This window comes from Parasphingorhabdus sp. (assembly GCF_039982415.1).
Taxonomy (GTDB): domain Bacteria; phylum Pseudomonadota; class Alphaproteobacteria; order Sphingomonadales; family Sphingomonadaceae; genus Parasphingorhabdus.
Genome location: NZ_JBDWYL010000001.1, coordinates 343,880 through 361,133 on the forward strand (window position 1 = coordinate 343,880; position 17,254 = coordinate 361,133).

General features: G+C 50.4%; 16 protein-coding genes. 3 read left to right on the forward strand and 13 right to left on the reverse strand.

Features of this window, described 5'->3' with window-relative positions; translation table 11 throughout:
• Nucleotides 1-69 precede the first annotated feature (69 nt).
• The 6 genes from ABJU74_RS01720 to ABJU74_RS01745 all read right to left on the reverse strand — a co-directional run bounded on the left by ABJU74_RS01720 (nucleotide 70) and on the right by ABJU74_RS01745 (nucleotide 7,810).
• Nucleotides 70-1,770 carry a GMC family oxidoreductase gene (locus tag ABJU74_RS01720; protein ID WP_348385846.1) on the reverse strand — a complete coding sequence of 567 codons (1,701 nt, stop codon included), beginning with the start codon at nucleotides 1,768-1,770 and terminating at the stop codon, nucleotides 70-72.
• Nucleotides 1,771-2,187: 417 nt separating this feature from the next.
• The gene (gene rodA, locus ABJU74_RS01725) at nucleotides 2,188-3,249 is read right to left on the reverse strand and encodes a rod shape-determining protein RodA (protein ID WP_348385935.1); all 1,062 of its coding nucleotides are present in this window, start codon (nucleotides 3,247-3,249) and stop codon (nucleotides 2,188-2,190) included.
• Nucleotides 3,250-3,334: 85 nt separating this feature from the next.
• Nucleotides 3,335-5,305 (reverse strand): penicillin-binding protein 2, encoded by a 1,971-nt coding sequence (gene mrdA, locus ABJU74_RS01730; protein ID WP_348385847.1) that lies wholly within the window; start codon nucleotides 5,303-5,305, stop codon nucleotides 3,335-3,337.
• Nucleotides 5,302-5,817 carry a rod shape-determining protein MreD gene (gene mreD, locus ABJU74_RS01735; protein ID WP_348385848.1) on the reverse strand — a complete coding sequence of 172 codons (516 nt, stop codon included), beginning with the start codon at nucleotides 5,815-5,817 and terminating at the stop codon, nucleotides 5,302-5,304. Before mreD ends, mrdA begins: the two co-directional genes overlap by 4 nt.
• Entirely contained in the window at nucleotides 5,817-6,725 is a 909-nt protein-coding gene (mreC, locus tag ABJU74_RS01740) for a rod shape-determining protein MreC (RefSeq protein WP_348385849.1), read from the reverse strand. Before mreC ends, mreD begins: the two co-directional genes overlap by 1 nt.
• A 44-nt stretch (nucleotides 6,726-6,769) precedes the next feature.
• On the reverse strand, nucleotides 6,770-7,810 hold the full coding sequence (locus tag ABJU74_RS01745; RefSeq protein ID WP_348385850.1) for a rod shape-determining protein: 1,041 nt from the start codon (nucleotides 7,808-7,810) through the stop codon (nucleotides 6,770-6,772).
• A 175-nt stretch (nucleotides 7,811-7,985) separates the two neighbouring features.
• Here ABJU74_RS01745 and mutL point away from each other — a divergent pair, with 175 nt between their 5' ends.
• Both mutL and ABJU74_RS01755 read left to right on the forward strand, forming a co-directional pair.
• Entirely contained in the window at nucleotides 7,986-9,797 is a 1,812-nt protein-coding gene (gene mutL / locus ABJU74_RS01750) for a DNA mismatch repair endonuclease MutL (protein ID WP_348385851.1), read from the forward strand.
• The gene (locus tag ABJU74_RS01755; RefSeq protein WP_348385852.1) at nucleotides 9,797-10,294 is read left to right on the forward strand and encodes a hypothetical protein; all 498 of its coding nucleotides are present in this window, start codon (nucleotides 9,797-9,799) and stop codon (nucleotides 10,292-10,294) included. The genes mutL and ABJU74_RS01755 overlap by 1 nt, the downstream gene beginning before the upstream one ends.
• Nucleotides 10,295-10,303: 9 nt before the next feature.
• Here ABJU74_RS01755 and ABJU74_RS01760 read toward each other — a convergent pair whose 3' ends face one another.
• Together ABJU74_RS01760 and ychF are read right to left on the reverse strand one after the other, a co-directional pair.
• Nucleotides 10,304-10,750, reverse strand: coding sequence for a MaoC family dehydratase (locus ABJU74_RS01760; protein ID WP_348385853.1), 447 nt, complete (start codon nucleotides 10,748-10,750; stop codon nucleotides 10,304-10,306).
• 38 nt (nucleotides 10,751-10,788) lie between these two features.
• Entirely contained in the window at nucleotides 10,789-11,889 is a 1,101-nt protein-coding gene (ychF, locus tag ABJU74_RS01765) for a redox-regulated ATPase YchF (protein WP_348385854.1), read from the reverse strand.
• Nucleotides 11,890-12,030: 141 nt separating this feature from the next.
• Here ychF and ABJU74_RS01770 point away from each other — a divergent pair, with 141 nt between their 5' ends.
• The gene (locus ABJU74_RS01770; protein WP_348385855.1) at nucleotides 12,031-12,993 is read left to right on the forward strand and encodes an SGNH/GDSL hydrolase family protein; all 963 of its coding nucleotides are present in this window, start codon (nucleotides 12,031-12,033) and stop codon (nucleotides 12,991-12,993) included.
• 13 nt (nucleotides 12,994-13,006) lie between these two features.
• On the opposite strand, the gene pth is transcribed toward ABJU74_RS01770, so the two are convergent.
• The 5 genes from pth to ABJU74_RS01795 form a co-directional block, all read right to left on the reverse strand.
• Nucleotides 13,007-13,579 (reverse strand): aminoacyl-tRNA hydrolase, encoded by a 573-nt coding sequence (gene pth, locus ABJU74_RS01775; protein WP_348385856.1) that lies wholly within the window; start codon nucleotides 13,577-13,579, stop codon nucleotides 13,007-13,009.
• Nucleotides 13,580-13,676: 97 nt separating this feature from the next.
• Entirely contained in the window at nucleotides 13,677-14,360 is a 684-nt protein-coding gene (locus tag ABJU74_RS01780) for a 50S ribosomal protein L25/general stress protein Ctc (RefSeq protein WP_348385857.1), read from the reverse strand.
• Between the two features lie 135 nt (nucleotides 14,361-14,495).
• Nucleotides 14,496-15,293: a thioesterase family protein gene (locus tag ABJU74_RS01785; protein ID WP_348385858.1), complete on the reverse strand. Its 798-nt coding sequence runs from the start codon at nucleotides 15,291-15,293 to the stop codon at nucleotides 14,496-14,498.
• A 20-nt stretch (nucleotides 15,294-15,313) separates the two neighbouring features.
• On the reverse strand, nucleotides 15,314-16,228 hold the full coding sequence (locus ABJU74_RS01790; RefSeq protein WP_348385859.1) for a TraB/GumN family protein: 915 nt from the start codon (nucleotides 16,226-16,228) through the stop codon (nucleotides 15,314-15,316).
• Nucleotides 16,229-16,281: 53 nt separating this feature from the next.
• The gene (locus tag ABJU74_RS01795) at nucleotides 16,282-17,217 is read right to left on the reverse strand and encodes a TraB/GumN family protein (protein ID WP_348385860.1); all 936 of its coding nucleotides are present in this window, start codon (nucleotides 17,215-17,217) and stop codon (nucleotides 16,282-16,284) included.
• Nucleotides 17,218-17,254 lie beyond the last annotated feature (37 nt).

Sequence of the window (17,254 nt, forward strand, 5' to 3'; positions counted from 1 at the left end):
GCGCTTTGTTTGAAAAAAAATCAGGCGAGTTCCTTGGGGACTCGCCTTTTTTCATGAGTGGAATATTCATCAAGCATGGCGTTTGCCGGTTGAATTGGGATTTGGAGCATTTGCGGCGTGCCCAGAAATTTGATTCCTTGACAATGCGATCGGCAATTTGTTGGAGCCCGATTTGAGATGGTCTGCCAAACGGAATGCCAAAGCCATGATTGTCACGGTTGGATTGGCCCATCCTCCTGTCGGAAAAACGCTACTGCTCGCGACGTATAGGTTCGGACTGCCATGCAGTTTGCAATTTTTATCAACAACACCGCTATTGGGAGACAAGCTCATGCGGGTTCCCCCCATATGATGATAGCCTCCGATGGGATGACTGGAAATCAAGGGGTCGGTTTGCCAGCGCGTGGATGTTTCAGACAACCAATCTGCCAAGGCTACATCACCCCACCCGAGGCGGCGATATTCATCAGCAACAGTTTCCATCAATATCTTCACGCTGCGTTTGTCCAATTCGGACAATTGCCAATCAAGTTTTATCTGCCGGGTGCCTAAGCGATCAGTGGCTTGGCTCAAAAGGATTCTGCTGTCTGGATTGGGCGCTTGCTCGGCCCGAATAATTGCGAAGACTCCCAATTTGTCGCCATTAAACTTCATATTGGCAATAGAAGACCAGGGGTCAGTCCATTCCAGACCTTTAATCGCCAGTTTTTTCATGCCGTGATAACTGGCCCGCCAAAATCTATTGGATGGTAGGTCGTGTTTCAACTTACCCGTTACGGCCCGGAACAGCTCCATTTTCTGGCCTTCGCGCAGTCGTGGAGCAATGCTGATCGAAGAATTCAAGATTTTTCGATCGCGTTGCAATAGGTCTGCGGGGCGCAGATATGCTGCATAGCGCTGGCCATCGCGGCGAATGGCACGGGGCAAGGCCGTCAATGTCTGCGCCAATTTGTTGGGCAAAAATTCACCCCCGCGGGCGTGGGGATGTTCCATGAAATAACGGCCCAAAACCCCGTAATCATTGCCCAGACCATTGGGACGTTTGGCCACAGAAGCAAGCAACATGCGGATGGTTTCAATAGCACCTGCAGCCAAGATGAAAGATTTGGCAAATATTTTCGTGCAGCGACCGGTTACGCTTTCCGCGCGAACATGCTGGACCGCATTTTGTTCGTTCACGTCGATATTGGTCACAGTGGCGTTTAATATTATCCGGCATTTCCGTAATGTCTCGCGTTCGGGCCCGGTAAACCGTTCTCCTTTTTCATCAAAGACCCATAGATTTGTATCAATCTTATTAGCATCAAATGGAGGAGCTTTGCGTCCCACCGTGGTCCAGAGATTTTCTGCACTGGGCTGTTTTACGCCCAGAAAGTCGAATGATTTCTTATAATAGGATGACAGGTCACGCTTGCGGATCGGCCAACCACTATGCGGAATATAATCGCGTTTTTCAAAATCTATGGAATCCAGCTCTGCGCATCTTCCGCCCCAGATAGCCGCTGTTCCGCCAAATAAACGTAATCGCGCTTCATCGAGGTCATAATAAGGCATGCCAATATTCTGGCCATGGGCCAGTGATTGAACTGCAGGATCAAAATCCCGTCCTCCGCTTTCAATGACCAGGACATCGTGGTTAGCGGCACTCAGGGTCTCAGCCAACATTTGTCCGGCGACACCGCCGCCAATAATGCAAAATTCTGCTTCTATGTTTCGAGGAATATTATCAGTAGAGAGGTCCAATATCATGTTTTTTCTCGGGTTGATCATCCACCCAAATGCCGTGCGCAGGGGTCTGCCACCGAAATAGGGGAGGGCGGTGATCCGGGCTTAGAGCGAATAAATAGGTTGTAGGGTACGGAATTGGACCGAATAGAGTTGCAATATTCTTATCGTGAAAATGATAGGGGGCTGTCATTTTTCGTCTCTAAAGTGTCGTTATTCCGCTATTGAGGGTTCGTAAAAAACAAGGCAATGGTTACTTATAACTGCGCATTATTGACTGAAGATTTACCATTTTGAGGCTGAACAGCCAAGGAGAGAAAAAGAATTTGGCTTTCAATCAGGCTAAATGCGCAAGATTAGATCGGAATCCAGCAGCTAATTTGGGCCTATTTTCATGGCGCAAACACTCTAATTTCTAGAGATTTAGCAGTGTTCAGAATATTTAACTGAACAATATGGACGCTATCCAAATGTGCCTCCACGACGACCCGGATGACGGTCAATCGCCATTAATATTCCGATACAGATCATAATGGTCATCATTGATGATCCGCCATGGCTTAAAAAGGGCAATGGGATGCCGACAACTGGGGCAAGGCCCATCACCATCATAAGATTTATCGCAACATAAAAGAAAATCGTCGTCGACAGGCCTGCCGCAAGCAGTTGGGAAAAGCGCGTTTTGGCTTTCATCGCAACGCCCAGGCCCCATCGAAAAAGAAGGAAGAAGCCGGTCAGCACTGCGACGCCGCCCATTAAACCCCATTCTTCGGCCATTGTGGCAAAAACAAAATCAGTGTGGCCTTCGGGCAAATAGTCGAGATGACTTTGCGTGCCGTTGAGAAAGCCTTTGCCAAAAATTCCCCCCGATCCAATGGCTATTTTCGACTGACTGATATGATAACCGGCACCCAAGGGATCGTTTTCTGGATTGAGAAAGGTGGTTACGCGGCGTTGTTGATAGTCTTCCAGCGCAAAGAAGAAAGCAAGCGGCGCTATCACTGCAACCGCTGCTGCACCGCCGATAAATAGGCGCATCGGTAGACCAGCGAGAAAGGCAACGGTCATCGCGCCGGCGACAACTGTGATGGTCGTTCCCAGATCAGGTTGCAGCAAAATCAGTGCACAAGGAAAAGAAAGGAGAACCAGGAGCGGCCAAATCGCGCCCCAAGTCCGGATTTGACCAGCTGGCAAGAGGTCATAAAAGCGTGCAACGGCCAGGATGATCGCTGGTTTCATCAATTCTGACGGTTGGATGCGAATGAATCCTAAGCTGAGCCACCGTTGACTGCCGCCGCGGACCGCACCGAGTAGTTCTACACCCAGCAACATGATGACCACGACGATGTAAACGGGGAAGGCAATTGTCTTCCAGAAATTTTCCTTCAAGCGAGAGAAAACAATCGCCATGCCAAGAAATACGAGAAAGCGAACCATGTGGAGACCTGCCCATGGGGTTAAGCTACCGCCTGCCGCTGAATAGAGGACGACAAAGCCAAAGCTGGCCATGACCAGCAGCAACATGATTGTTTTCCACGGGAGTTGCGCAATGGGCGCCGGAATGAAGTCGCTCAACGCCTATCGCCCCCAATTGCGGCCTTGATATACATTATTGCCCCAATCCTGGATCAGTGCTTTCACTGGCAGCTATTACTTCTTCTGGTGTTATGCGGCCTTCGGCTATCGCTTTTTCTAGTTCTTTTTGTGCGCGGTAGGCGGCCAATTTGCGGTCCATCCGTTCCGGAATAGTGCCGCCCCAACTTTCCTCCATAGCGAGAAGTCTTTTCATCGCTTTATCACGATCAAAAAGATAGGTCATCACGTCGCGCGCAACCGGATAAGCGGAAGAGGAGCCACCGCCATGCTGAATAACAACAGATGCAGCATAGCGCGGATTATCAACTGGTGCGAAACAGACAAACAGGCCGTGATCTCGGAATTTCCAAGGGACGTCCCGTCCCCCTCGACCATATTTCAAACTGACGACCTGGGCTGTGCCGGTTTTACCACCAAGCTTGATATTGTCTAAAGGCAATCGCGCTCGCCGCGCTGTACCATTGCCGTTTACAACCGCGCTCATGGCTTCACGGACGTAGGACAGATGCTCTGGCGATATATCCAAAGGTTCAGCAGTTGGTTGATCTTTTTTGTACAATAGGTTTGCGGTGAGTTTCCGGCCAGCCGCAATACGCGCCATCATGACGCACAATTGCAGGGGATTGGAAAGGAAATAGCCTTGTCCAATCGCGCTGTTCACGGTGTCAAAATCTTCCCATACCCTTTTGTGGCGCATCTTAATCCACTGTGTATCGGGAACGGTGCCATAGCTTTGCGAGGCAACGGGCAGATCATATTTTGCACCCAAACCCAATTCCCGCGCCATCAACGCGATGGAATCATATCCGATACGCAACGCCATTTTATAGAAATAGGTATCGCAGCTAAGGGCATTAGCCTGCTTCATGTTCACCGTGCCATGAGTACTGTGGCAATTGAAAAATCGATTACCGACCCGCAATCCGCCGGGACATCGCACGGTTTCTTCCGGATCAATGCCACTTCGTAACAAAGCGAGTGACACCATGGGCTTGACCGTCGATCCGGGCGGAAATAGGCCTTTGAGAGATTTGTCACGCAACGGAATATGATCATCATCGCGCAACATGCCATATTCGGTTTGTCCGATCCCGTCGGAAAAACTGTTGGGATCGAAGGATGGCATGGATGTCATTGCTAATATATCGCCGGTTTCACAATCCATGACGACCACCGAGCCAGATTCTGGTCCCAAACGACGAGCCGCATATTCTTGTAAATCTACATCCAAAGCCAATTGCATTGCTTTGCCTGGAATATCGGGACGGCTATCCAATTCGCGTACTATTTTTCCGCGAGCAGTGACTTCAACCCTTTTGGCTCCAGGTTTTCCTTGGAGCCGTTCTTCAAATGTCTTTTCGAGTCCATCTTTGCCGATTTTGTAACCAGGAGTGACCAATATTGGATCCGGATTTTCTTTAAATTCTTCCGCTGAAGCAATACCGACATAGCCAACCAAATGGCCGACGGCCGCGCCGCTCGGGTAGAAGCGGGAGAATCCTTGACGCGGTGAAACTCCAGGCAGGTCGGGCAGGCGGACGCTGACCGCGGCAAAATTTTCCCAGTCCAATCCAGTGGCTACTTGGACCGGTTGAAAACTGGTGGCTTGCTCAAGTTCTTCATTGATCCGATCGACTTCTTCCGGGTCTAGCGTCAACAATTCAGCCAAAGTTGCGACGGTTTTGTCTTTGTCTCGCATGCGATCAGGAATGAGATCGACGCGAAAGTCGGTCTTGTTGTTTGCAATGGGCTTACCATTGCGGTCAATCAGCCAGCCGCGTCGAGGCGGGACGAGAGTGAGATTGACCCGATTGCTTTCTGACAAAAGTTGATAGCGTTCGTTTTCCGCAACTGAAATATAGGCCATGCGCCCGGCGAGCAACGCACCGATACCGATTTGTAACCCGCCGACAACTGTAGCACGGCGCGTAAAGGTGAGCGCTTGAACCGCGCTGCTAATCGTTTTGCCGCCAGTTATAGTCATACCGCGACCCGCCAACGATCAATTGCACCAATCAGACGGGCGACAAACGGATATAATAAAATCGAAAGCAAGATTTGCGGGATTAATATTTCAAGTCTTAGCAAATTGCTTTGAAAGTCGATGATAAGCATACCGCATATTAGCACAAAAATGATTGAAAGGGAGGCTATAAGCCAATCTTGCCAATAATCCCGTCCGACCCCGCGGCGGTCTAGCGCTTCCAGAGCGATAAAGGTCAATGACCATAGAAAAGCAGCGCTGCCAAAGGGCTGGCCACTAAACATATCATCGACCATTCCAAGCGGAAAGCCTGCCCAAACAGGCCAGTAGCCAGGGCGAATGAGGCGCCATGACAACAAGATGAGCAATCCCATGGGCGGTAGGATCGGATAGTCTGTGATGATCGGAAAAGCCGTTATCATCGATCCTAAAATGACCGTGATTGATGGAATGAACTTGATCCGGAACTGCGAGGGTTGCCGATTTATGCGGGAACGATAAGATTTCGCCATTATTCATTGCCTTCAGAATCGGCTTCCGCTTGGGCATTTTGTTCCTTTTCAATGGCCGCTACCGTTTCGGCTTGGAACATGGGTTGAACAATGACGTGACTGACTTTTGCAGAATTGGCAAGAATACGGGCTATTGCACCTGTATCATTTTTTCGGATCACAATTGCGACGGGAATGCCCGGGGCATAAAGGCCGCCGCTTCCCGAAGTAATGAGCAGATCACCGCCTTTGAAGGGGTTGGTGCCGATATTAATCGGTCGGATTTCGACTGTGCCATCGCCTCTGCCGGTTGCAAAAGCGGGCAGCTCGTCGCTAGCGCGTTTAACCGGCATGACATTCTGTCCATCGGAGACGAGCAAAATTCGCGATGTCGTCGGTCCAACTTCTAATACGCGGCCGACTAGTCCCTCTGGTGCGCGAACCGGTTGTCCGATCAATATCCCATCTGTGCTGCCCAACCCCAAAGTGGCCATCCGTCTAGAACTGGAAGAGGTTGAACTGATAAGCCGCGCCATGCCAATCGCGTCTGGAATTTCGTTGTCGAGATCCAATAACCGTTTCAGCCGTTCATTTTCCTGCTTGAGCGCACGCGCTTCAAGAATTTCAATGCGGCTTTTCTTTAGCTCGCGATCCATTTCAGCATTTTTTGAAGCAGCGTTAAAATAGGCTGCGACATTTTCACTCGCATTACCGGTTACGCCCCCAATTTCAGCAATAGTGCGGCTAACCGGTGCCGTGGTCTCAGCGCCAATTGTCCGCAAAACGGCAAAACCCTGTGGGTCGAATATCGAAATAAGCAAAAGAAGGAGCCCGACAACTGCTCCCAATATGCCCAGTAAGTAGCTGGCGAATATGCTATATTGCGCCCGCTTGGAAAATCCTGGGCGCCGGTTTTTTGGCGGCGCCATTACTGCTTATCCTTCCGCTTTGCTCATTCTAATGTCGTGTCTCATCATGCCGTTGTCAAAACGCCGCGGAACATATCATCTTCCATGGCCCGGCCTGTGCCGATCGCAACACAAGCCAAGGGGTCTTCCGCAACCGTGACAGGGAGGCCAGTTTCATCGCTCAACGCTTCGTCCAGGCCGGAGATCAATGCTCCGCCACCAGTCAAAACAATGCCTTGATCAACAATATCGGCAGCCAGTTCAGGTGCCGTATTTTCAAGTGCAATGCGGACGCCTTCGATAATAGTTCCAATAGGCTCGCCCAGAGCTTCGGCGATTTGACCTTGATTGATCGAAATTTCTTTGGGCACGCCATTGACCAAATCCCGACCTTTGATGTGGATCGTGTGCCCAACACCATCTGCGGGGGCCTGTGCCACACCAAAATCTTTTTTAATTCGTTCGGCGGTGGTTTCACCGATCAAAAGATTGTGATGACGCCGCACATAGGACACTATCGCTTCGTCCATTTTGTCACCGCCGGTTCGAACGGAAGTGGTGTAGGCCAAGCCGCGCAAGGACAGAACAGCGACTTCGGTCGTTCCGCCGCCAACGTCAACAACCATCGAGCCAATAGGCTCGGTGACCGGCATATCCGCCCCGATTGCTGCAGCCATTGGTTCTTCGATAAGAAACACTTCGCTTGCACCAGCGTTGGAAGCCGCATCGCGAATGGCGCGCCGTTCGACCGAAGTCGACCCGCTTGGCACACAGATTACAATCTCAGGATAGCTGAATAGCTTGCTTTTGCCGTTCACTTTTTGAATGAAATGCTTGATCATTTGTTCAGCAACATCAATGTCCGCGATCACGCCATCGCGCAGAGGGCGGATAGCTTCGATGCTGTCAGGCGTTTTGCCCATCATCATCTTGGCATCATTGCCAACGGCTTTCACTTTTTTAATCCCGTTCAGCGTTTCAATCGCTACAACGGAAGGTTCATTGAGGACGATTCCCTGACCGCGTACATACACAACCGTGTTTGCTGTACCTAAGTCAATTGCCATGTCCTGAGACCTGAACTTGAACAGATTTCCAAATACCATGTTTTTACCCGTGTTTTCTTATATTTACGGCTGAAGCCGTTCCCTAAAACTATAGCAACATTTTGGCTGAACGGGGGATGAAGTTAACCATTCGGAACGTCCAGCAAATCACCCTGAAAAACTAAGTCGCAATCAAGGGTCGCTTGGCATGATCGCTTGGGCTAGGAAAGGAGATATGTCAATAAGAAGACTCCCAAATAGCCTCATCAATCGTATTGCAGCCGGTGAAGTGGTCGAACGCCCAGCCAGCGCGCTAAAGGAGCTGGTGGAAAATGCGATCGATGCCGGTTCGAATCAAATTACTATTCGTCTTGAAAAAGGCGGCCTGGATCTGATTGAGGTGTCGGATAATGGATGCGGTATGACGCGCGAAGATATCGCGCTCGCTTTGGAACGCCATGCCACTTCAAAATTGCCCGATGAGGCCATTGAATTGGTCTCGACTCTCGGCTTTCGCGGAGAAGCGCTCCCATCGATAGCAAGCGTAGCGAGGATGACGATTGAAAGCAGGGTTGCTGGCAATGATGGTTGGTGTCGGATCGTCAACCATGGCGAAGTCGAAAAAGATGAACCAGCGGCTATTCCACCAGGCACGAAAGTACGCGTCGAACAGCTTTTTGCAAAGGTACCGGCGCGGCGAAAATTTTTACGCACTCCGCGAAGTGAATATGCCGCATGTGTGGATGTTGTTCGGCGCTTGGCAATGGCGCGGCCAGATATTGGGTTCACTTTGACCCATGAAAATCGCAAAGCCATTGCAGTGCAGGGCGGAGAAACCGGCCCAGATCGGGTAGCGGCACTGACCAACAAAGAACTTCGTGCAAATAGTGTTGCCGTCGATTTGCAGCGTGAAAATGTCAGTTTAACTGGGGTTGCGGGTTTACCAACCTATAATCGCGGCGTCGCCGATCACCAGTTTCTGTTTGTTAACGGACGGCCCGTCAAAGATCGCTTGCTGGTGGGAGCAGTGCGCGGCGCCTATGCAGAAATGCTCGCGAGAGATCGTCATCCCATTGTCGCATTGTTCATCGATATGCCGCCCGACTTGGTGGATGTTAACGTCCATCCCGCTAAAACCGAAGTGCGTTTCCGCGAGCCTGCAATGATCCGCGGCATGATTGTCAGCGGTCTGAGGCGGGCTTTGGACGAGGGTGGGTTTCGCGCCGTGCAAAGGCCAGCGGAATCGGCGCTGGCCAATTGGCAGACCGAACCCGTAACTCCGGATCCGCAAAGCCACATGTTCACCGCTTCGCATAGCGGCACCAATAGACCGACGTTCCAGTCACAAGCCTATCCTTCGGCTGTAGCCAGTAATAGTGGTAGCTATGCCGGTCCAGATCCAGATCAATTGGCACCGCTGATGGGTAAGGCAGAAGAGGCTGCCGAACCCGTTCCTGCTGCTGTCACCCACCCGCTCGGTATCGCCCGTGGGCAGGTTTCCAAAACCTATATCGTAGCGGAAGCTGAAGATGGGTTGGTGATTGTCGATCAGCATGCTGCTCATGAGCGCCTGGTTCTGGAGCGCATGCGTAAAGCCGTCGAAGGGGGATCAGTACCTTCTCAAGCCTTGTTGATGGCCGAAGTGGTGGAATTGGATGAAAATGCCTGCGATCGCTTGGAAGCAAGATTAGCGGAGTTGAATGAATTTGGTCTCGAACTGGAACGATTTGGTCCGTCGGCGATGTTAGTCAGGGCCACACCGGCCATGCTGGGATCTGGCGATGTTAAAGGACTGATTACCGATCTCGCTGACGAGTTGGGCGCTTATGATGAAGCGTTATCGTTGAAGGAACGGATTGATCATGTCGCTTCGACCATGGCTTGCCACGGTTCGGTCAGAGCGGGCCGTGTTCTCAATGTTACGGAAATGAACGCCTTGTTACGGGAGATGGAAGTGACCCCGCATTCAGGTCAATGCAATCACGGTCGCCCTACATGGGTGAAATTAGCGCATAGTGATATTGAAAAGTTGTTCGGAAGAAAGTGATGCGATTCCTTGCTTTAACAATTGCTACTGCAATGATTGTCGGTTGTTCTGCTGTTGCGCCCGGTGATGGTCCAGTCCTTCCGGTTGAGTCTGATGGTAGCATAGGCGATGGCAATAGCCGTCCAATGTTAAGTCCCATGACCTATGATGAATTGAGTAAGGCCATTGAAGCAGGCACGGGATGTTTGTTTATCGCTCGAGGCAACGAGGATCCAATATTTGCAGCAAGTGCTCCAGATAGCGGTAAGATCGCAGGAAAGGGCGCGATCAAGATTAATAAGAATATCGTAACTCTAACGCATAACGGATTTGGTATTGCGCAAGTCGAAGCCGGTGGTGTGTTTACTAATGAAGCTGTCTTGGTCAGGATTGAACATCCGGGAGGAAAGCCAAGTACAGCACAGGAAGATACATATTTCTGGCCAGCTGTACTGAAGATCGATCAGGATGAGGGCGGCTCTAACCGCTATGACGGCATTTATGAGTGCGGCGGATAGGCCTGTCGATTAGTCCCCGCGCACTTGAATAAGACCGGTGCTTTCCATCGTCATTACTTCTTCGTCATGTTGATTGAAAACCGTTATTAATCCCTTCATGATACCCATTTCCGGACGGCTCTCGGACCGCCTTTTGTCGAGCGTCACATGTTCGCAGCGGAGTGTATCGCCAGGATAGACGGGCTTTAGCCATCTTAGATTCTCAACACCTGGTGAGCCTAGTCCCGCTTGTTTGTTCGCATTCATTTGATCCACCATCATGCGCATCATCATTGCTGCACTGTGCCAACCGCTGGCGGAGAGGCGGCCAAAATGGGTCTTAGCTGCCGCTTCTTCGTCGAGATGAAAGGGCTGTGGGTCATATTTGGATGCGAAGTCGATTACTTCTTCGCGGGTGACCTCGTAGGATCCATATTTCTGGATGACGTTAATCTGGATATCTTCATAGTAGAGCATGGATGATCTTTCTGACGAAATTCCGAATGAGTAATAAATCAGACATTGAATTTGAAATTCATGATGTCACCATCCTGTGCAACATAGTCTTTGCCCTCTTGGCGTAATTTTCCTGCATCTCGTGCGGCAGTTTCGCCGCCCAAAGTAACATAATCATCAAAAGCAATGGTTTCGGCGCGGATGAAACCCCGTTCGAAATCCGTATGAATTTCTCCGGCCGCTTCCGGTGCTTTGGCGCCTTTATGGACCGTCCATGCCCGCGATTCTTTGGGACCTGCGGTGAAAAAAGTCTGCAGATCGAGCAGTTGATAGCCAGCGCGGATGACGCGCGCGAGCCCGGATTCTTCTAATCCCAGTTCAGCGAGATATTCGCTGCGCTCTTCCATTTCCATCCCGACCAATTCTGCTTCTATCGCGGCGGAAACAATCACCGCTTCAGCGCCTTCTGCTTTTGCTTTTTCAAATACGCTGGTGCTGAGCGCATTTCCATTGGCCGCATCCGCTTCATCGACATTGCAGACATATAATACGGGTTTGGCGGTCAGCAATTGCGATTGCTCAAAAATGCGCTGTTCTTCATCATCATTGGGCTGGGTCAGCCGAGCCGGTTTGCCGTCCCGCAACAAGGTCAGCGTTTGACCCAAGACGTTGGCTGCAATTTTTGCTTCTTTGTCACCGCTTGTCGCCTTTTTCTCAAAGGCAGGAACGCGTTTTTCAAGGCTTTCCAGATCGGCCAATAGCAATTCAGTTTCGACGACTTCGGCATCGGAAAGCGGATCCACTTTGTTAGAAACATGCTGAATATCATCGTCTTCAAAACATCGCAGAACATGGACGATTGCATCCACTTCTCTGATATTGCCTAAAAATTGATTGCCCAATCCTTCGCCTTGCGATGCGCCTTTAACAAGACCAGCAATGTCGACAAAGGCCAATTGGGTTTCGATAATCTTGGCGCTGCCCGCAATTTTGGCAATTTGATACAGCCGGGGGTCCGGGACTGCTACTTGGCCCACATTGGGTTCGATCGTACAAAAGGGATAATTAGCCGCTTGCGCCGCCTGTGTTTCGGTAAGCGCATTGAACAGCGTTGATTTTCCGACGTTGGGCAAGCCAACAATACCGCATTTGAAACCCATTTAAGTCACTCCGTGGAAATTAGCGTGCTCGATAGCGGGCCTCCTGCGTGATTACCAGTGGCAACGTGCAATGGAGATTGCTTTCCTCTGCAATTCGGTGCAGGTTAATCAAAATTAACCAAAAAAATTGGGAGACGGGGAATGAAGGCACGAATTTTGGGCATGGTGACAAGCGGAATGCTTTTGGCCACAGCGGCACCCGCACATGCCGAGCGGGACACGGCACAATTTACCTCTCTCACAGTTTTTGGCGATAGCTTAGTGGATGCGGGCAATATTTTCGCGGCCACCGGCGGTGCGATTCCTTCTGCTGCAGATGGATATTTTAACGGCCGTTTCACGAACGGATATGACTATACGGATTTGCTTAGCATTGAACTATTCGGTGCGCCCACAGTAGCGTCATTACAAGGTGGAACCAATTTTGCTTTTGGGGGAGCGCGCGCGTCAAACACCAATGATATTGTTCCCGATTTGGGAGAACAACTAGGACTCTATACCGGTTTTCTTGCAGCGGGTAATGAAGTGGATTCAAACGGCCTCTACATATTAAATTTTGGCGGAAATGATATTTTCAACGCGCCAGCTGATCCGGCCGCAGCAGATATGTTCATCCGCCAGGCCGCGCAAGATTATGCCGCAGGTGTTCAGTTTCTCAATGATCTTGGCGTGAGAAACGTCTTGCTTACGGGCTTTCCTGTAGCAGGTCCTTTGGGTTTCGGTGCTGAAGCATATCTAACGCAGGAGTTGGCGGCATTGAATTTAGCGACGGATACGAGCTTCTTTCGCTACAGCTATTTTGACTTTTTTGATCAAGTATTGACCGATCCTGATTCCTTGGGTTTGCCGGCACAACGGCTTGATATTACCTGCCAAGCGGCAGGACCCGAAGCCATTGCAAATGGTTGCGACGGCATTTTCTCTTTCGATGGCATTCATTTTTCGGCTCCGATCCATGAAGCCCTTTATCGCGATATCAACAGTCAATTTAACCTGACGGCCGCCGTGCCTGAACCTGAGACTTGGGCGATGATGATATTCGGATTTTTCATGACTGGATCCGCCATTCGTCGGCGCAAGAAAGTCCGTGTGCAATTTGGCTGAATATCGCGAGATTTTAGCCGCCTTGCATGCGCAAGGCGACATCGCTGATGAAGCGCGCATTGTCATTCCGGACTAGCCATTCGGCTTCAGCGGAAATGGCACCTAACATCGATGCCAGCGGATCAATTTCCGCTTTGCTGTAATTCCCGAGAACGTGATTGTGGACGCGAGACTTATGGCCAGGATGACCGATGCCAATGCGGACGCGACGAAAGTCTGGGCCGATATGGGCATCGATTGATCGCAGACCATTATGGCCAGCATGACCACCGCCTGTTTTGACTTTGATTTTGAACGGGTCGAGATCCAGTTCATCGTGAAACACGGTCACGTCTTCCGGCGCCAGTTTATAAAATCGCATGGCTTCGCCTACGCTTCGTCCGCTTTCGTTCATGAAAGTGGCTGGCTTAAGCAGCAGAATTTTTTCGGTTCCCAGACGACCTTCAATCGCCCAGCCTTGAAATTTTTGTTTTGGGGCAGGGAAGCCGTGGACTTCCTCCAGTGCGTCGAGGACCATGAAGCCGACATTATGCCGGTGCAGGGCATATTGTGATCCGGGATTGCCGAGACCGACCCAAAGTTGCATTTGCCTTTCCTTTCGGTCCTGACCTTATAAAAAAACCGCCCATACGCGACGAGCGCAGTATGGACGGTTTTTGATATAGTGATTTAGGAAGTAAGGTCTAGTCCTCAGAATCGCCTTCTGACTCGCCGCCTTCGCCTTCAGTCTCTTCGCCTTCTGCGCCTTCTTCACCCTCTTCGCCTTCGCCTTCTTCGGCTTCGTCGTCAGAAGATTTCAGAGCAGATGGTGCGGTGACACCTGCGATGGTAAAGTCGCGATCGGTGATCGAACTTTCAGAGCCATCTGGCAAAGTGACGTTGGAAATGTGGATAGAATCGCCAATTTCGAGACCAGTGACATCTATTTCAATCTGATCCGGAATTTTGTCAGCGTCGCACATCAAGTCGAGTTCGAAGCGAACAACGTTCAAGACACCGCCGCGTTTGAGACCTGGTGATTCTTCTTCGTTGATGAACACAACAGGAATGTTGACTTGAACTTTGGCGCCTTTGGCCAAGCGGAAGAAGTCAACATGCAAAGGACGATCCGATACCGGATCAAAAGCAACATCTTTCGGGAGAGTTCGGGTAACGTCACCGTTTACGTCTACCATCACCAAACTGTTCATAAACACGCCAGTACCAAGCAGCTTGTTCAGCGCCCGCTCTCCAACGTGAATTGTCAATGGTTCCTTCTTGTCACCGTATATAACGGCGGGGATGCGGCCTTCGCGACGTAGTGCACGGGAGACTCCCTTGCCAGCCCGTTCGCGAGGCTCGGCTGAAATAGTCAGCTGATCACTCATAATGTTGCTCCAAAATTAGATTTTTCGTTATTCTCGCCACGCCTCCAGGGTGCTCATGGTCGAGAAGAGGGCGCTATAAGCACCGGATCAGCGAAAAGCAAGGCCAATTGCGGCGCCGATGGAAGGCGAAGTCGGTTAGCGGTAAAATCCTATCTGATTGCTTGTGGCGAGCAATATTCCAGTCTGTGACCAGAGTTCAGCGCGCTGGTCGGTGGCACTGTTTCTTACAGTGGCGCTGGATACGCGCAATAGCAAATAGTCCGACCCAGCTGCAGCCAAATCTTCATCATTGGCATAAATATAAGTTGCCATGGTCACCGTAGACCCCATTCTCAATTCATCGGACAGAAAAAAAGTTCGGGGCATGGGGGTATCGCAAACCGCAATTATGGCTTTTCGATCAATCGGTCGACCGTCGACGTGCCGAATCCAAGTCAAGGTTTCGGGGCTACCATTGTCACTAAAGGGTGTGCCTTGGACAATATGTTGGTCATAAGTGGCAACCCAATTGGGTGTCATACCCGGCATGGCTTCGAGTTTAAGCCCGTCTTCCGGAGCTTTTGCTTCGGGACGGGGCAGCTGATAATTCGGTCCGGACGGTCGGCGATTGCTGGTCACAATATCGGCAGTGTTTGTAATCTGCCCGCGCTGCGATAATTCAACCCGCCAAAATTGTGTCGATGCCCCTGATTTTAAAAGAGTAACGCGGATTTCCACTTCGCCTGGTGATACGGCAGACAGATAAGCCATTTGCAGCGACATAATCGGCGCTGCGCAATCGGCATGTTCTTCCACTGCTCGCGCGGCAATCGCAGCCACCCAACCACCAAAGGCGGCGCCACTCGGATTTTGATAGATTTCAGGGCACTCAACCACCAGATTTTGCAGGCCGCTGGGAAAAAGCGCGGTGTCGCGGTCAAAAGCAAATGTCATGAAGGAGTTCCAAGTTTAGATTATTGAATTTTTTCAATTTTATATCCACGCTTTTCCAGCATGGTCTGCACTGCATCAGGGCCTGCTAAATGCGCTGCGCCAACCGCAACAAAGGATATGCCGGGTTGTTGCATTTTCTTGTCCAACTGTTCGGTCCAGTCTAAATTGCGCGCGGTCAAAAGTTTTTCTCGGGTTTTCGGATCTTCCAAAATCCCGCTTTGAGCCAGCTGTGCGATCAATTCAACATCTCCGGAAATCCAGGCATTGAACAATTTTTCGAATGACGTTTTTGTATCGGCTGCTTCTTCCACGACGGTGGTCAGCATCTCGCGTTGTTGCGATTCTGGCAATGTGTCAAAATAGCCAAGTTGTTGCTCAATGGTTTCCAGTCCTTCAATGGGCTTTTTGAAGCCATTAAATTGAGCCACTAATTTCTTCTCCACGCCTTCGCTGGATTCCAAACCCAAACCAGCGGTTTGCGCCGATGCTAAAGACAGAGCCGCAGCCCAGCTTTCCATTTTGTCGAGGGCAAATTCTGGAATGTTGCTTTTGTCTATCACGGCATCGAGATCATCGCGCAAGGATGGACGAATGCGCTGCTCCAATTCCGGTTGATTAGGAGAAATAGCCAATTTTGAAAATATTTTGGCAGCATTTTTAGTATCTTCGAGGCCCAGCACTTCAATGATCAGCTGATCTGACTGTTTGAGCGCTTTTTCGAGCACGGGGCTCCGCCAATCTATACCTTTCGGCAAAATGTGAATGGTTCCGAATAAATAAGCGGTGCCTTTTTGCCGTGGCTTGGTACCCGTCAGTTTCCACAGTGCCGGCTTGCCTTCTTTGACTGTGTTGAGCTGCTCTGGGGGCGCGCTGTTCGAACAGGCCGCAAGACAAGTTGCAACCAATAGCGTCAAAAAAGCTTTTATACAGGTCATAAGATCCATTTGGGCATCGTTGGGCCTAAAAAGAAGAAGGCGAAACGAAAAACCTAATATTTTATGCGTTTTGTTCTAAATCCGCGCTTTGCCAATTGGGCCTGTAAGCTTGCGTCCCCGGCCAGATGCCCGGCACCCACAGCCATGAAAACCGTTCCTGGTTGATCCATGCGTTGATCAACCCATTCTGCCCAATTTGCATTGCGATTGGACAGCAAAGTATCATATAATATTTTCTCTTCGAGACCGGCGTTCATCAACTCGGCCAGGGCGGCAATATTGGCATTAGCCCAATGGGCGACCATATTTTCCATCCCTGCGGCCATGTCGCCAATAGAGTTCACGTTGAAATTCAAAAACCGAATTTGGACATCTTCTGGAAGATTGTCGAAAAACCCCAATTGTTGTTCCGGCGTCTCTAAACCAATAATTTTCATATTGCGCGATTTGGCGCTGCCGGTGAGCGCATCCTCCACGCCGCTATTCGGGTCATAACCATTTTTGACTAAGGGCACGAGCGACATGCTAACGCTAGCAAACCAAGGATCCAACGGGTCAAATGCATTTACCGGAAGGTCCAAAGAAGTCATGGCCGCTTCATAGGCCGCACGATCTTCGGTATTTAGCTTATCGCGCAGCGAAACACCGCTTTTGTCAATCGCCAGATCGCCGACAATTTTCATCATGGCTGCTGGATCAGGTTCAATCATTTCTACTACCAATTCATCGCTTTCATCGAAAGCATCTTTAATGGCCTCATCAAACCATAGCAGGCCGGGTTTGAGAATGTGCACGGTGCCGAAAAGATAGATTGTCGTGTCATCATCTTTCAACACCCACAGAGCCGGATCCGGATCGTCGGGGAGGGTTGCGATTTGGGCTTCGGCGGCGGCAGATTGTCCCGCCGTTTGCGGGGGTTCAGATTGACAGGCCGCCAATCCCAGAAGCAAAGGTGAAGTGATAAGAGCAGATAACCAGCGACGGGCCATGAATGTTTATTCCATTTTCAATGACATCCGGGGATCG

What these genes read in the sequence shown, in the direction of transcription:
- mreD (WP_348385848.1), bottom strand. Translation starts at nt 5,817, where the DNA reads ATGGCGAAATCTTATCGTTCCCGCATAAATCGGCAACCCTCGCAGTTC.
- ABJU74_RS01770 (WP_348385855.1), top strand. Translation starts at nt 12,031, where the DNA reads ATGAAGGCACGAATTTTGGGCATGGTGACAAGCGGAATGCTTTTGGCC.
- ABJU74_RS01795 (WP_348385860.1), bottom strand. Translation starts at nt 17,217, where the DNA reads ATGGCCCGTCGCTGGTTATCTGCTCTTATCACTTCACCTTTGCTTCTG.
- ABJU74_RS01780 (WP_348385857.1), bottom strand. Translation starts at nt 14,360, where the DNA reads ATGAGTGATCAGCTGACTATTTCAGCCGAGCCTCGCGAACGGGCTGGC.
- ABJU74_RS01785 (WP_348385858.1), bottom strand. Translation starts at nt 15,293, where the DNA reads ATGACATTTGCTTTTGACCGCGACACCGCGCTTTTTCCCAGCGGCCTG.
- ychF (WP_348385854.1), bottom strand. Translation starts at nt 11,889, where the DNA reads ATGGGTTTCAAATGCGGTATTGTTGGCTTGCCCAACGTCGGAAAATCA.
- rodA (WP_348385935.1), bottom strand. Translation starts at nt 3,249, where the DNA reads ATGTTGCTGCTGGTCATGGCCAGCTTTGGCTTTGTCGTCCTCTATTCA.
- mutL (WP_348385851.1), top strand. Translation starts at nt 7,986, where the DNA reads ATGTCAATAAGAAGACTCCCAAATAGCCTCATCAATCGTATTGCAGCC.
- mreC (WP_348385849.1), bottom strand. Translation starts at nt 6,725, where the DNA reads ATGGCGCCGCCAAAAAACCGGCGCCCAGGATTTTCCAAGCGGGCGCAA.
- pth (WP_348385856.1), bottom strand. Translation starts at nt 13,579, where the DNA reads ATGCAACTTTGGGTCGGTCTCGGCAATCCCGGATCACAATATGCCCTG.
- ABJU74_RS01755 (WP_348385852.1), top strand. Translation starts at nt 9,797, where the DNA reads ATGCGATTCCTTGCTTTAACAATTGCTACTGCAATGATTGTCGGTTGT.
- ABJU74_RS01745 (WP_348385850.1), bottom strand. Translation starts at nt 7,810, where the DNA reads ATGGTATTTGGAAATCTGTTCAAGTTCAGGTCTCAGGACATGGCAATT.
- ABJU74_RS01790 (WP_348385859.1), bottom strand. Translation starts at nt 16,228, where the DNA reads ATGACCTGTATAAAAGCTTTTTTGACGCTATTGGTTGCAACTTGTCTT.
- mrdA (WP_348385847.1), bottom strand. Translation starts at nt 5,305, where the DNA reads ATGACTATAACTGGCGGCAAAACGATTAGCAGCGCGGTTCAAGCGCTC.
- ABJU74_RS01720 (WP_348385846.1), bottom strand. Translation starts at nt 1,770, where the DNA reads ATGATCAACCCGAGAAAAAACATGATATTGGACCTCTCTACTGATAAT.
- ABJU74_RS01760 (WP_348385853.1), bottom strand. Translation starts at nt 10,750, where the DNA reads ATGCTCTACTATGAAGATATCCAGATTAACGTCATCCAGAAATATGGA.